A 13,527-nucleotide genomic window follows, 5' to 3' on the forward strand; every position below is an offset into this window, starting at 1 on the left:
CTAATGTCAGTCACAGGAACGCTAGCCAGGGAAGGAGTGACTGGTCAAGTGATGTTCGACAGTCACGTGGCGGTACTGCTGGAGCAGGCCGTGTCGCTCGTGAACACGCTGACCGACGGGGAATCGCGCGGCCGCCCCTACGCCGCGCCCCGCGGAGCGGAACTGCCGCAGGCGATCGACGCCGCCGTATCGCGCCACGCCGCCTCGCTGCCGCGTGACATCGACTCCGCGCAGGCGCAGTACATGGCCGAAGCGGCCGGGCGGATGCGCGAGGTCTTCCGGGCCATGCAGGACGCGGAGCCGGACGCCGCCGCACGGGCCGTGAACGCCCTGCTGCGCGACACCGCTGCCCGGCCCCGGCTGGACCGCGCCGAAGGCGGGCCCTGGCAGGTGCACTTCCACGGCGCGAACGACTCCTTCGCCGCGGGATGCAGCGCCAGTTGCGCGACCGCCCTGGCCCTGGCGGTGGGCGGCGGTCTCGCGGGCCGCCTCGGCGTCTGCCGCGCCGACCGCTGTGACCGCGTGTACGTCGACACCTCCCGCAACGCGGCCCGCCAGTTCTGCTCCACCGCCTGCCAGAACCGCACGAAGGCCGCCGCCTTCCGTGCCCGCAAGGGATAGCCGACCGCGGCAGACGGCTTTGCATAAAACTGCGGTGAACCGTATAGTCATGCCATCGAGGAGGAGGTCCGATGGTGGTACGTGTAGCGGTGGCCGGGGCGAGTGGGTACGCGGGCGGGGAAGTGCTGCGCCTGCTGCTCGCGCACCCCGAGGTGGAGATCGGCGCGCTGACCGGGAACACCAACGCCGGGCAGCCGCTCGGTGCGCTGCAGCCGCACCTCGTCCCCCTCGCCGGGCGGACGCTGGAGGCGACCACCCCCGACGTGCTCGCCGGGCACGACGTCGTGTTCCTCGCGCTGCCGCACGGGCAGTCCGCCGCCGTCGCCGCGCAGCTCGGTGAGGACGTGCTCGTCGTCGACATGGGCGCCGACCACCGGCTCAAGGACGCCGCCGACTGGGACGCCTTCTACGGGGCGCCGCACGCCGGCACCTGGCCCTACGGTCTCCCCGAACTCCCGGGCGCCCGCGCAGCGCTGGAGGGGACCAAGCGGATCGCCGTCCCCGGCTGCTTCCCCACCGCCGTCTCCCTCGCGCTCTTCCCGGCGTACGCGGCCGGCCTCGCCGAGCCCGAAGCCGTGGTCGTCGCCGCCACCGGTACCTCCGGCGCGGGCAAGGCGCTCAAGCCGCACCTGCTGGGCTCCGAGGTCATGGGCTCCGTGAGCCCCTACGGGGTGGGCGGCGGCCACCGGCACACGCCCGAGATGGTGCAGAACCTGAGCCCGCTCGCGGGGCGGCGGGTGTCCGTCTCCTTCACCCCGACCCTGGTACCCATGGCCCGCGGCATCCTCGCCACCTGCTCCGCGAAGGCCCTCCCCGGCACCACCGCCGACGCGGTCCGCGCCGCGTACGAGAAGGCGTACGCCGACGAGCCCTTCGTCCACCTCCTGCCCGAGGGGCAGTGGCCGGCCACCCAGTCGGTCTACGGATCCAACGCCGCGCAGATCCAAGTCGCCTACGACGGCTCCGCACAGCGGATCATCGCGATCAGCGCCATCGACAACCTCACCAAGGGCACCGCCGGCGGTGCGGTGCAGAGCATGAACATCGCCCTCGGGCTGCCCGAGCAGCTCGGGCTCTCGGCGATCGGAGTCGCTCCGTGAACACCGCCGGCCGGAAAGCAGCCACCACGAAGAAGGAGATGCAGTGAGCGTCACGGCAGCACAGGGATTCACGGCGGCGGGAATCGCCGCCGGGATCAAGGCGAACGGAAACCCGGACCTGGCCCTCGTGGTCAACAACGGGCCGCGTCTGGCCGCCGCGGGCGTCTTCACCTCCAACCGCGTCAAGGCCGCGCCCGTCCACTGGTCCGAGCAGGTCCTGCGCGGCGGCGCCGTCAGTGCCGTGGTCCTCAACTCGGGCGGCGCGAACGCCTGCACCGGCCCCAAGGGCTTCCAGGACACCCACGCCACCGCCGAAAAGGTGGCGGCCACGCTGAACGGGCTCCGTCCCGGCGCGGAACACAACGCCGGCGAGATCGCCGTGGCCTCCACCGGGCTGATCGGCGTCCTGCTCCCCATGGACAAGCTGCTCCCGGGCATCGACACGGCGGCGGCCGCCCTCTGCGCCGACGGCGGCGAGGCCGCCGCCATCGCCATCAAGACCACCGACACCGTCCACAAGACGGCCGTCGTCACGGGGGGAGGCTGGACGGTCGGCGGCATGGCCAAGGGCGCGGGCATGCTCGCCCCGGGCCTCGCCACCATGCTGGTCGTCCTCACCACCGACGCCGACCTGGACAGCGCCACCCTCGACAAGGCGCTGCGCGCCGCCACCCGCACCACCTTCGACCGGATCGACTCCGACGGCTGCATGTCCACCAACGACACGGTGCTGCTGCTCGCCTCCGGCGCGTCCGGCCAGGTGCCCGCGTACGGGGAGTTCGCGGAGGCCGTACGGGCCGTGTGCGACGACCTCGCCCGCCAGCTGATCGGCGACGCCGAGGGCGCGAGCAAGGACATCCGCATCGAAGTCATCGGCGCGGTGAACGAGGACGACGCGGTCGAGGTCGGCCGGTCCATCGCCCGCAACAACCTCCTCAAGTGCGCCATCCACGGCGAGGACCCCAACTGGGGCCGGGTGCTCTCCGCGATCGGCACCACCAAGGCCTCCTTCGACCCGGACCGGCTCAACGTCGCCATCAACGGCATCTGGGTCTGCAAGAACGGCAGCGTCGGCCAGGACCGCGACCTGGTCTCGATGAAGGACCGCGAGGTCCGCATCACCGCCGACCTGGCCTCCGGTTCCGAGTCCGCGGTGATCTGGGCCAACGACCTGACCGCCGAGTACGTCCACGAGAACAGCGCGTACAGCTCATGAGCGCCGACAAGGCCGGGCAGCCCGGCACCGGAACCGCGCGCAAGCACACCGCGCTGCCCAAGGCGCAGATCCTCATCGAGGCGCTGCCCTGGCTCACCCGGCACAACGGCAAGGTCGTCGTCATCAAGTTCGGCGGCAACGCCATGATCGACGAGGACCTCAAGGCGGCCTTCGCCCAAGACGTCGTCTTCCTGCGCCAGGCCGGGCTGAGGCCCGTCGTGGTGCACGGCGGCGGCCCCCAGATCAACGCCCAGCTCGACAAGCAGGGCCTGGTCAGCGAGTTCAAGGCGGGCCTGCGCGTCACCACCCCGGAGGCGATGGACGTCGTACGGATGGTGCTGGCGGGGCAGGTCCAGCGCGAGCTGGTCGGGCTGCTCAACCAGCACGGGCCGCTCGCCGTCGGCATGACCGGCGAGGACGCCCACACCATCACCGCCACCAAGCACAGCCCGCAGATCGACGGCGAACGCGTCGACATCGGACGGGTCGGCGAGATCACCGCCATCGACACCGGCGCGATCGAGGCCCTGCTGGCGGACGGCCGGATCCCGGTCATCTCCTCCATCGCGCGCAGCGCCGACGACCACCACGTGTACAACGTCAACGCCGACACGGCGGCCGCCGCGCTCGCCGCGGCGCTCGGCGCCGAGACGCTGATGGTCCTCACGGACGTCGAGGGCCTGTACGCGGACTGGCCCAACAGCGACGAGGTCATCAGCCGGCTGACGGTGAGCCAGCTGGAGAAGCTGCTGCCCGAGCTGTCCAGCGGCATGGTGCCCAAGATGGAGGGCTGCCTGCACGCCGTCCGCGGCGGTGTCAGCACCGCCCGCGTGATCGACGGGCGGGTCCCGCACTCGATCCTGCTGGAGATCTTCACGGACGAGGGCATCGGCACCATGGTCGTGCCCGACGCACAGGGAGGGGAACCCGAATGACCGGCACGTCCGGCGCGACCGGCAACCAGGAGTACGCGGCCCGCTGGCGGGGGGCGCTGACCGACAACTACGGCACGCCCGCGCTGGCCCTCGTACGCGGCCACGGCGCGCAGGTCTGGGACGCGGACGGCAAGCAGTACACCGACTTCGTCGGCGGCATCGCCGTCAACGCCCTCGGGCACGCGCACCCGGCGGTCGTCGCGGCGGTGACCGCGCAGGTCTCCACCCTCGGCCACGTCTCCAACCTGTACGCCTCCGAACCGGTGCTCGCGCTCGGCGAGCGGCTGCTCCAGCTCTTCGGCCGTCCCGGCCGCGTTTTCTTCTGCAACTCCGGCGCCGAGGCCGCCGAGGCCGCGTTCAAGATCGGCCGGCTCACCGGGCGCACCCACATGGTCGCCACCGACGGCGGCTTCCACGGCCGGACCATGGGCGCGCTCGCGCTCACCGGCCAGCCCGCGAAGCAGACGCCCTTCCTGCCCCTGCCGGGCGACGTCACCCACGTCCCCTACGGCGACGTGGAGGCCCTGCGGGCCGCCGTCACCGAGGAGACGGCGCTGGTGGTCATCGAACCGATCCAGGGCGAGAACGGAGTGGTGGTACCGCCGGCCGGGTACCTGAGGGCCGCCCGCGAGATCACCCGGGCGACCGGGACCCTGCTCGTCCTCGACGAGGTGCAGACCGGCATCGGGCGCTGCGGACAGTGGTTCGAGCACCAGGCCCACGAGGGCGTCGAGCCCGACCTCGTCACGCTCGCGAAGGGCCTCGGCGGCGGGCTGCCGATCGGCGCGGTGGCAGCCTTCGGCCCGGCCGCCGACCTGCTCCGGCCCGGCCAGCACGGCACCACCTTCGGCGGCAACCCGGTCGCCTGCGCCGCCGGCCTCGCCGTGATCGACACCATCGCCACGGACGGGCTGCTGGACCAGGTCAAGGCGCGGGGGGAACGGCTGCGCTCCGCAATCGAGGGCCTGTGCGGCGGGAAGGGCCACCCGTTGGTCTCCCATGTCCGTGGCGCGGGCCTTTTGCTGGGTATCGTGCTGACCGGGCCGCTCGCACCGCAGGTGCAGAAGGCGGCCCAGGACGCCGGCTTCCTGGTCAACGCGCCCGCCCCCGATGTCGTACGGCTCATGCCGCCGTTCGTACTGACCGAGGCCGAGGCGGACGCGTTCGTCCGGGCGCTGCCCGGCGTCCTCGACGCGGCCCAGGCCGCGGCGAACGCGGCCGATGGGGCCGACGAGGCCGATGGGGACGGACGAACCGGGGAATGAGACGACGATGAGTCAGGCGCAGGAACACGAGCAGAACGGCAGCCAGTCCGTCCCGCAGACCCGCACCGCCCGCCACCGCCGGATCGTGGACATCCTCAACCGGCAGCCGGTCCGCTCGCAGAGCCAGCTGGCCAAACTGCTCGCCGACGACGGGCTGAGCGTCACCCAGGCGACGCTCTCCCGCGACCTCGACGAGCTGGGCGCGGTGAAGATCCGCAACACCGGCGGCGAGCTGATCTACGCGGTTCCCAGCGAGGGCGGCTTCCGCACCCCGCAGGCCCCGCTCGGCGAGTCGGCGAAGGAGGAGCGCATGCGGCGCCTCTCCGGGGAACTGCTGATCTCGGCGGAGGCCTCCGCGAACCTCGTGGTCCTGCGCACCCCGCCCGGCGCGGCCCAGTTCCTCGCCTCGGCGATCGACCAGGCCGAACTCCGGTCGATCCTCGGCACGATCGCCGGGGACGACACGTTGATGCTGATCAGCCGGGACCCCTCGGGCGGCCAGGCCCTGGCGGACCACCTGCTGAGGCTGGCGCAGAAGGAAAGCTGACAGGGCCGGGGCCGGGCCCTCTGCTGCGGATCCCGCCCGACCGACGGCCCAGGGTCCGGACGGGCTAGTAGCGGGTCACGGCCAGGGCCCCGGACTCCGTACCGACCACGATGTGCGGGTGCCTGCGCGGGTTCGCCCAGCGCAGGACCGCCCGCATGGCGCGCTTCGGGACGGACACGCAACCGGCCGTCGCGCCCTTGCCGTTGACGTGCAGGAAGATGCCCGCGCCCCGGCCGCGCACCGGCCGGTCGTAGTTGAAGCCGATGACCATGGCGTGCGCGTACTGCTGCCCGTAGGCGGCCAGGTGCTCCGCCTCGCCCGGAGCGCAGTCGGCGGGCAGGGACTCCACCCAGCGGTTGTAGCTCCCCGAGGCGTTGTCCTGGCACCACCAGGAGCGGTCCGACACCCTGCGGTACGGGTACTCCGTGGCCGCCGGGGCGTGCGCGAGGCCGAAGGCGTACGGGAGGTCGTACAGCCCGGCCGGGGTGGTGTTCGTGCCCTGGACCCGGCTCGCCCCCTCGGCCAGCCCGTTCGCCCCGAACCGGGCGGGAGCCCGCCCCTCCTCGTACCACCGCCCCGCGCGCCGGTCCCACCAGGTCAGCCACCCGGAGCTGGAGCCCGCCGTGGGCGCGACGGCCACGATGAGCTGGCTGCCCCCGCCGGTGTCGGCGAGCCGGTCCGGCAGCGGCGGACCGGCCTGGGGGAGCAGGGTGGTGACGACCAGTGGGGCGGCGAGGAGCGCGGTACGCAGCACGTGTCAGACGGTACGGGGCGCAAGGGGCGCGGGCGGTGGAGGCAGGCCGGGGGAGCGCGGACCGTGCACCCGCTGGGCGGCGGCCCGGCGCAACCGCGGGTCGGCGTCCGCCAGCAGCTGCACGGAGGCGCGCAGCGCGAGGGCGCCGCCGCGGGAGCGCAGCACCCGGTAGGCGGCCCGGCGGGTGTGCACGGGGCGGCCGGGCGCGATCCGCTCCAGCAGCCAGTCGGCGGGCAGCCGCTCGGCGATCAGGGCCAGGCTGAGGGACGCCTCCCGCGCGACGGCGGCCGACGGGTCGTCGAGCAGGGGCCGCAGCAGGTCCGCGTCGACGGTGTCCAGCGTGCGCAGCCCGGCGACGGCGGCGGCCCGTACCGCGTCGACGGGGTGGTCCAGCAGTCCGCGCAGCAGCGGCGCGTCCGCCCGCCGGGCGCACTCGGCGAAACCGGCGACGGCGTACCGGCTCACCCGCTCCGGGTCCGCGACCAGGGCGCGGCAGTGGGCGTACGGGTCGGCCCCGGCCTGCTTGAGCAGCCAGCGGGCGCAGGCCCGGACCAGCGCGGAGCGGTCGGCCAGGTGGCCGGCCGCCTCGGCGCAGCGCCCGGCCCGGCGCAGGGCGGTGACCCCGCCCGCCCGCACCGTCGGGAGGTGACCGCCGAGCAGGGCGTCGACCGCCTCGTCGTCCGGGCCGTCGGCCGCCAGGGCGGCCAGGGCGGCATCCGCCCAGAGCCGGGCCGTCGCGGGATCCCGCTCCCCGGCCGCCCGCCGGGCCAGCTCCCGTCCGTCGAACAGTCCGGCGGCGAGCGTGATGCGGGCGGCGAACCGGCGGGTCGGCAGGTCGCCGCTGCGCCGCAGCCAGCCGAGGACCGTGTCGGGCTGCTCGCCGGTCATCGTGCGCGCGGCCCGCGCCGGGCGCCACCACCGCCCGGGACGCTCGGGGCGCCACCACGGGGCGAGGACCGGGTCCCCGGCGCCGAGGGCTCCTTCGAAGAGGTCGCGCGCCCAGCGGCCCCGTTCACGCCGGGCGAGCAGCAGGACCAGCGGGGTGAGGTCGACCAGCGTGCGCGCGGGATCGGCGGCCAGCGCCTGCGCGAGCACCTGCCGGGCCCGCTCGCGTACCGCCGGGACCCAGTCGGCGCACCGGATCGCGACGAGCGGGAGCGGGGGACGCGGGTCGTCGAGCGCGGAGAGGCGGATCCGGCCGTCGGGGTGGCAGAGGCGGACCTCGATCCTGGAGGCGGCGCCGGGTTCCGGGCACCATGCGAAGCGGCCGCGCCGGATCTCCGTGTCGAAGGCGGTCCAGCTGCGCGGCAGGCAAGGGCGGCGGACGCCCCCGATCCCGAGGCGTCCGCCGCGCAGCACGGCCGCCGCCGCGGCCCGGCCCGCTGCCGCCTGCTGCTGCGTCCCCACTCCCATGTGCCCTCCCCATCCGGTGTGGACCGCCGATCGTATGCGCGGGCCGGGACCGGCGCCCCTGATATTCGCGCTGGTCAGCCGCGCGCAACAGCGGTCGATTGACGAAACATACGGAGCAGTGCATAGTTATGCCTGTCATCGATCGCATCGTCCCGCCCGTAACCACCGTGAGGAGAAACCCGTGACCGAGCGCGTCGTACTCGCCTACTCGGGCGGCCTTGACACCTCCGTCGCCATCGGCTGGATCGCCGAGGAGACGGGCGCCGAGGTCATCGCCGTCGCGGTGGACGTCGGCCAGGGCGGCGAAGACCTGGACGTCATCCGCAAGCGCGCGCTCGCCTGCGGCGCCGTCGAGGCCGAGGTCGCGGACGCCAAGGACGAATTCGCCGACGAGTACTGCCTCCCGGCGATCAAGGCCAACGCCCTCTACATGGACCGCTACCCGCTGGTCTCGGCGCTCTCCCGGCCCGCGATCGTCAAGCACCTCGTCGCCGCCGCGAAGAAGCACGGCGCGACGACCGTCGCCCATGGCTGCACCGGCAAGGGCAACGACCAGGTCCGCTTCGAGGCCGGCATCGCCGCACTGGGGCCCGGCCTCAAGTGCATCGCCCCGGTCCGGGACTACGCGATGACCCGCGACAAGGCCATCGCCTTCTGCGAGCAGAAGGACCTGCCGATCGCGACCACCAAGAAGTCCCCGTACTCCATCGACCAGAACGTCTTCGGGCGCGCCGTCGAGACGGGCTTCCTGGAGGACATCTGGAACGCCCCGATCGAGGACATCTACGAGTACACCGCGAACCCGGCCACCCCGCGCGAGGCCGACGAGGTCGTCATCTCCTTCAAGGAGGGCGTCCCGGTCGCCGTCGACGGCAAGCCCGTCACCGTGCTCCAGGCCATCCAGCAGCTCAACGAGCGCGCCGGCGCCCAGGGCGTCGGCCGCATCGACATGGTCGAGGACCGCCTCGTCGGCATCAAGTCCCGCGAGGTGTACGAGGCCCCGGGTGCGATCGCGCTGATCACCGCCCACCAGGAGCTGGAGAACGTCACCGTCGAACGCGAACTGGCCCGCTACAAGCGGCAGGTCGAGCAGCGCTGGGGCGAGTTGGTCTACGACGGGCTGTGGTTCTCCCCGCTCAAGCGCGCGCTGGACGGCTTCGTCGACGAGGCCAGCCGGCACGTCACCGGTGACGTCCGGATGACCCTGCACGGCGGTCGCGCCGTCGTCACCGGCCGCAAGTCCGACGAGTCGCTGTACGACTTCAACCTGGCGACCTACGACTCGGGCGACACCTTCGACCAGTCCAAGGCCCAGGGCTTCATCGAGATCTTCGGCCTGTCCTCGAAGATCGCCGCGCGCCGCGACCTCGCCTGAGCCGGGCGCGCGCCGCGACCTCGCCCGAGCCGAGTCGTTCCATGCAGTACGAAGGCCGGCTCCCCGTTCCCTCCGCGACGGGGAGCCGGTCGCACACCCACCCTCTTGAGGAGCAGTAGCTGTGAGCAGCAACAACGGTGACGTCCGGCTCTGGGGCGGCCGGTTCGCCGACGGTCCGGCCGAGGCCCTGGCCAAGCTGTCCGCGTCCGTCCACTTCGACTGGCGCCTCGCGCCGTACGACATCGCCGGCTCCCGCGCCCACGCGCGGGTGCTCGCCAAAGCGGGCCTGCTCACGGCCGACGAGCTCGACCGCATGATCGCGGGCCTGGACCGGCTCGAAGCCGACGTGGCCGACGGCTCCTTCACCGGCACCATCGCCGACGAGGACGTGCACACCGCCCTGGAGCGGGGCCTGCTGGAGCGGCTCGGCGCCGACCTCGGCGGCAAGCTGCGGGCCGGCCGGTCCCGCAACGACCAGGTGGCCACCCTCTTCCGCATGTACCTGCGCGACCACGCCCGGATCATCGGCGGGCTGCTCGCCGGCCTCCAGGACGCGCTCGTCGGCCTCGCCGAGGCGCACGCCGACGTGGCCATGCCGGGCCGCACGCACCTCCAGCACGCGCAGCCGGTGCTCTTCGCCCACCACGTGCTGGCCCACGTCCAGTCCCTGTCCCGGGACGCGGAGCGGCTGCGCCAGTGGGACACCCGCACCGCGGTCTCCCCGTACGGCTCCGGCGCCCTCGCCGGCTCCTCGCTGGGCCTGGACCCGGAGGCGGTCGCCGCGGACCTCGGCTTCGAGCGCGGCTCGGTCGGCAACTCCATCGACGGCACGGCCTCGCGCGACTTCGTCGCCGAGTTCGCGTTCATCACCGCGATGATCGGGATCAACCTGTCCCGGATCGCGGAGGAGATCATCATCTGGAACACGAAGGAGTTCTCCTTCGTGACGCTGCACGACGCCTTCTCCACCGGGTCGTCGATCATGCCGCAGAAGAAGAACCCGGACATCGCGGAGCTGGCGCGCGGCAAGTCCGGCCGCCTCATCGGCAACCTGACCGGGCTGCTCGCCACCCTCAAGGCCCTCCCGCTCGCGTACAACCGCGACCTCCAGGAGGACAAGGAGCCGGTGTTCGACTCCTGCGACACCCTTGAGGTCCTGCTGCCCGCCTTCACGGGCATGATGGCGACCCTCACGGTCAACCGCGAGCGGATGGAGGAGCTGGCTCCGGCGGGCTTCTCGCTCGCGACGGACATCGCGGAGTGGCTGGTCAAGCAGGGCGTGCCGTTCCGGGTCGCGCACGAGGTGGCCGGCGAGTGCGTCAAGGAGTGCGAGACGCTCGGCATCGAGCTGGAGGAGCTCACGGACGAGCAGTTCTCGAAGATCTCGGAGCACCTGACGCCGGAGGTCCGTACGGTCCTCAACGTCAAGGGCGCCCTCGCCTCCCGCAACGGCCGCGGCGGCACCGCGCCGTCGGCGGTGGCCACCCAGCTGACCGAACTCAAGGCGGACCTGGTCATCCAGCACGCCTGGGCCGCGCACAAGCAGTAGCCGCGTCCCCGTGAGGGGCGGCCGGAGCACCCGCTCCGGCCGCCCCTGCGTCGTCTACGCCGCCCACGCCGCCAGCGCCTGGAAGTCCGCCCCCACGAGGCCGGTCCGCTCGTCGATCCGCAGCAGCAGTGCCCGAGCGGGGTGGCGCCGGTCGACGTACTCCCGGTCCCCGTCCGTGATGTCGTCGTCGATCCACGCGAAGGGCCGGTTCCCCGCGTACTCCAGGACGTACTGGGTCTTCCAGAAGGTGCCGAGCGGCGCCCGCCCGTGCATCTGCGGCCAGTCGATGTACGGCAGCCGGGGCAGACCCAGCCCTATCCAGTCGTTGGCCTCGTCCTTCCAGGTGGTCGCCCAGACCGGTTCGTAGGAGTGGGCCAGCGCGAGCAGCTCCACGCCGTGGCCGGGGTGCAGCCACACCCGCAAGGGCTTGCGGCTCTCGGCCGCGGTCCAGCCCGTCGGGCGCACGCGGTGCGTCGTGTAGCCCTCCGGCCGGCGCTGGGGCTGGGCCGCATAGGGGTTCAGCGGTCCGTCGACGTCGATCAGCAGCAGTGGCTTCATGGGCACCGATCATCCGTTCCGGTGACCCGTCGGGCAGCTCATTTACCGGTTCGGTGAGACAGTGATGTCTCATTCGGGTTATGCTTGTCTCATGGCCATGGATCGTGACCAGGTGCTCCGCGCTGCGGCGGCCCTGCTTTCCCGCAAGTCGACCGCGACGATGGACGAGGTCGCGCGCGCCGCCGGAATCGGGCGGGCGACGCTGCACCGCCACTTCGCGGGGCGGGACGCTCTCGTGCGGGCCCTGGAGGAGATGGGAATCCGTGAGTTCGAGGTGGCGTTCGACAACGCCCGCCTCGACGAGGGCACGGCGGTCGAGGCGCTCGCCCGACTCGTCGCCGAGAGCGAGCCCAACGCGCAGCTCCTGGCCTTCCTCGTCACGGAGAACCAGCTCTTCGAGGGCGATCAGGTCCACGAGGGGTGGGCCCGCCTCGACGCCCGCGTCAGCGCCCTGTTCCGGCGCGGCCAGGAAGAGGGGGCCATCCGGATCGACCTGAGCCCCGCCTGGCTCACCGAGGCCCTCTACGGCCTCATCGGCACCTGCGCGTGGGCCGTCATGGACGGCCGGGTCGCGGCCAAGGACTTCCAGTACATGATCATCGAGCTGCTGCTCGGTGGCGCACGACGGAGTGTGGAGAAATGACCCGTACCGAACAGCTCAAGCGGCAGAAGGGGGCGGAGGAGAGCAGCAGCGGCCGTTGGCTCGCGCTCTGCGTACTCGTCCTGGCCGTCCTGCTGGTCGCGGTCGACGCCACCGTACTCGGTCTCGCCACCCCCTCCCTCAGTGAGGACCTCGAGCCGTCCGGCACCCAGCTGCTGTGGATCGGCGACATCTATTCCTTCGTCATCGCCGGTTGCCTCGTCTCCATGGGCTCGCTCGGCGACCGGATCGGCCGCAAGAAGCTGCTCCTCCTGGGTGCCACCGCCTTCGGCGCCGTCTCCGTGCTGAACGCCTACGCGACCAGCCCCGAGATGATGATCGCCGCCCGGGCGCTGCTCGGCGTGGCGGGCGCGACCCTCATGCCGTCCACCCTCGCGCTGATCCGCAACATCTTCCACGACCCGCGCGAGCGCAGCCTCGCCATCGGGATCTGGGGCGCCACCGCCTCGGCTGGCGCCGCCGTCGGGCCCGTCGTCGGCGGAGCCCTGCTCCAGCACTTCTACTGGGGCTCGGTCTTCCTCATCAACCTGCCCGTGATGGCCGTGCTCGTCGTCGTCGGCATCAAGCTGCTGCCCGAGTCGAAGAACCCCGTCGCCGGTCCCTGGGACCTGCTCAGCGTCGCCCTCTCCCTCGTCGGCGTCATCGGCGTGGTCTACGCCGTCAAGGAAGCCGCCACCCACGGCGTCAACGGGGAGGCCGGGGCGGCCGCCGTCCTCGGCGCCGGCGCCCTGTACGCCTTCGTGAGGCGCCAGTTCACGCTGAGCGCCCCGCTGCTCGACATGCGGCTGTTCAAGCACCGCGGCTTCTCCGGCGCGGTCCTCGCCGACCTGCTCACCGTCTTCGGGCTGTCCGGACTCGTCTTCTTCCTGTCCCAGTTCCTCCAGCTCGTGCAGGGCCGCGATCCGCTGGAAGCGGGTCTGGCCGAACTGCCCGCGGCCATGGGCGCCGTCGCCACCGGACTGGTGGCCGGCCGCTACGCCCGCCGCTACTCGGTGCGCGTGATGGTCAGCGGCGGTCTCGCCGCCATAGGGCTGGCCCTGGGCGCGCTCACCCTGATCCACAAGGAGAGCGCCTACCCGCTGCTCGGCGCGGCCCTGCTCGTCGTCGGTCTCGGCGCCGGTTTCTCCTTCACGGTCACCGCCGACGTGATCCTCTCCAGCGTGCCCAAGGAGCAGGCCGGTTCGGCCTCCGCCGTCTCCGAGACGGCCTACGAGCTGGGCGCCGCCCTCGGCATCGCCCTGCTCGGCTCCATCGTGACCGGCGTCTACCAGGGCTTCACCGCCCCGGCCTCGGTACCCACCGCCGTCGCGGACTCCGCGCACGAATCGCTGGGCGGCGCCGTCGAAGCGGGCCGGATGCTGGACCCGCAGACCGCGCAGACGATGGTCGGCGCGGCCCAGGAGGCCTTCGTGGACGGGCTCCGGTTCGCCTCGGGCGTCGGCGCGGCCGTCCTGCTCGCCACCGCCGCGGCCGCCTGGTTCCTGCTGCGCGGCCAGGAGCTCCAGGACGGCACCGAGCACTGAGCCACCCCAA

At 72.8% G+C, this 13,527-nt stretch carries 13 protein-coding genes; 10 read left to right on the plus strand and 3 right to left on the minus strand.

Annotated elements, in window-relative coordinates; genetic code table 11:
• Nucleotides 1-51: 51 nt before the first annotated feature.
• The 6 genes from OG861_RS25200 (at nt 52) to OG861_RS25225 (ending at nt 5,684) form a co-directional block, all read left to right on the plus strand.
• Nucleotides 52-621 carry a CGNR zinc finger domain-containing protein gene (locus OG861_RS25200; RefSeq protein ID WP_329193802.1) on the plus strand — a complete coding sequence of 190 codons (570 nt, stop codon included), beginning with the start codon at nt 52-54 and terminating at the stop codon, nt 619-621.
• A gap of 71 nt (nt 622-692) precedes the next feature.
• Nucleotides 693-1,721, plus strand: a complete 1,029-nt coding sequence (gene argC / locus OG861_RS25205; protein WP_329193800.1) for an N-acetyl-gamma-glutamyl-phosphate reductase — start codon at nt 693-695, stop codon at nt 1,719-1,721.
• 43 nt (nt 1,722-1,764) lie between these two features.
• Nucleotides 1,765-2,937 carry a bifunctional glutamate N-acetyltransferase/amino-acid acetyltransferase ArgJ gene (gene argJ, locus OG861_RS25210; RefSeq protein WP_329193798.1) on the plus strand — a complete coding sequence of 391 codons (1,173 nt, stop codon included), beginning with the start codon at nt 1,765-1,767 and terminating at the stop codon, nt 2,935-2,937.
• Nucleotides 2,934-3,872 (plus strand): acetylglutamate kinase, encoded by a 939-nt coding sequence (gene argB / locus OG861_RS25215; protein ID WP_329193796.1) that lies wholly within the window; start codon nt 2,934-2,936, stop codon nt 3,870-3,872. The genes argJ and argB overlap by 4 nt, the downstream gene beginning before the upstream one ends.
• Nucleotides 3,869-5,137 carry an acetylornithine transaminase gene (locus OG861_RS25220; protein WP_329193794.1) on the plus strand — a complete coding sequence of 423 codons (1,269 nt, stop codon included), beginning with the start codon at nt 3,869-3,871 and terminating at the stop codon, nt 5,135-5,137. The genes argB and OG861_RS25220 overlap by 4 nt, the downstream gene beginning before the upstream one ends.
• Nucleotides 5,138-5,144: 7 nt before the next feature.
• On the plus strand, nt 5,145-5,684 hold the full coding sequence (locus tag OG861_RS25225) for an arginine repressor (protein WP_329193792.1): 540 nt from the start codon (nt 5,145-5,147) through the stop codon (nt 5,682-5,684).
• Between the two features lie 64 nt (nt 5,685-5,748).
• Here the strand turns inward: OG861_RS25225 and OG861_RS25230 are convergent, their stop codons facing one another.
• Nucleotides 5,749-6,435 (minus strand): L,D-transpeptidase family protein, encoded by a 687-nt coding sequence (locus OG861_RS25230; protein WP_329202049.1) that lies wholly within the window; start codon nt 6,433-6,435, stop codon nt 5,749-5,751.
• A gap of 6 nt (nt 6,436-6,441) precedes the next feature.
• Nucleotides 6,442-7,851 (minus strand): HEAT repeat domain-containing protein, encoded by a 1,410-nt coding sequence (locus OG861_RS25235; RefSeq protein ID WP_329193790.1) that lies wholly within the window; start codon nt 7,849-7,851, stop codon nt 6,442-6,444.
• A 181-nt stretch (nt 7,852-8,032) separates the two neighbouring features.
• On the opposite strand from OG861_RS25235, the gene OG861_RS25240 reads away from it, so the two are divergent.
• Together OG861_RS25240 and argH are read left to right on the plus strand one after the other, a co-directional pair.
• Nucleotides 8,033-9,226 carry an argininosuccinate synthase gene (locus tag OG861_RS25240; RefSeq protein ID WP_329193788.1) on the plus strand — a complete coding sequence of 398 codons (1,194 nt, stop codon included), beginning with the start codon at nt 8,033-8,035 and terminating at the stop codon, nt 9,224-9,226.
• A 121-nt stretch (nt 9,227-9,347) separates the two neighbouring features.
• Nucleotides 9,348-10,775, plus strand: a complete 1,428-nt coding sequence (gene argH, locus OG861_RS25245) for an argininosuccinate lyase (RefSeq protein WP_329193787.1) — start codon at nt 9,348-9,350, stop codon at nt 10,773-10,775.
• A gap of 54 nt (nt 10,776-10,829) precedes the next feature.
• On the opposite strand, the gene OG861_RS25250 is transcribed toward argH, so the two are convergent.
• Nucleotides 10,830-11,333 carry a hypothetical protein gene (locus OG861_RS25250; protein WP_329193785.1) on the minus strand — a complete coding sequence of 168 codons (504 nt, stop codon included), beginning with the start codon at nt 11,331-11,333 and terminating at the stop codon, nt 10,830-10,832.
• Between the two features lie 91 nt (nt 11,334-11,424).
• On the opposite strand from OG861_RS25250, the gene OG861_RS25255 reads away from it, so the two are divergent.
• Both OG861_RS25255 and OG861_RS25260 read left to right on the plus strand, forming a co-directional pair.
• A complete protein-coding gene (locus tag OG861_RS25255; protein WP_329193783.1) occupies nt 11,425-11,976 on the plus strand; it encodes a TetR/AcrR family transcriptional regulator in 552 nt (183 codons plus the stop codon).
• Nucleotides 11,973-13,517, plus strand: a complete 1,545-nt coding sequence (locus OG861_RS25260; RefSeq protein ID WP_329193781.1) for an MFS transporter — start codon at nt 11,973-11,975, stop codon at nt 13,515-13,517. The genes OG861_RS25255 and OG861_RS25260 overlap by 4 nt, the downstream gene beginning before the upstream one ends.
• The last annotated feature ends 10 nt before the right edge of the window (nt 13,518-13,527 follow it).

Source organism: Streptomyces sp. NBC_00539 (assembly GCF_036346105.1).
Classification (GTDB): Bacteria; Actinomycetota; Actinomycetes; order Streptomycetales; family Streptomycetaceae; genus Streptomyces.

Bases quoted from the DNA above. Each gene is read 5' to 3' on its own strand.
- OG861_RS25200 (WP_329193802.1), top strand. From the start codon at position 52: ATGTTCGACAGTCACGTGGCGGTACTGCTGGAGCAGGCCGTGTCGCTC.
- argC (WP_329193800.1), top strand. From the start codon at position 693: ATGGTGGTACGTGTAGCGGTGGCCGGGGCGAGTGGGTACGCGGGCGGG.
- argB (WP_329193796.1), top strand. From the start codon at position 2,934: ATGAGCGCCGACAAGGCCGGGCAGCCCGGCACCGGAACCGCGCGCAAG.
- OG861_RS25220 (WP_329193794.1), top strand. From the start codon at position 3,869: ATGACCGGCACGTCCGGCGCGACCGGCAACCAGGAGTACGCGGCCCGC.
- OG861_RS25225 (WP_329193792.1), top strand. From the start codon at position 5,145: ATGAGTCAGGCGCAGGAACACGAGCAGAACGGCAGCCAGTCCGTCCCG.
- OG861_RS25235 (WP_329193790.1), bottom strand. From the start codon at position 7,851: ATGGGAGTGGGGACGCAGCAGCAGGCGGCAGCGGGCCGGGCCGCGGCG.
- OG861_RS25250 (WP_329193785.1), bottom strand. From the start codon at position 11,333: ATGAAGCCACTGCTGCTGATCGACGTCGACGGACCGCTGAACCCCTAT.
- OG861_RS25255 (WP_329193783.1), top strand. From the start codon at position 11,425: ATGGCCATGGATCGTGACCAGGTGCTCCGCGCTGCGGCGGCCCTGCTT.
- OG861_RS25260 (WP_329193781.1), top strand. From the start codon at position 11,973: ATGACCCGTACCGAACAGCTCAAGCGGCAGAAGGGGGCGGAGGAGAGC.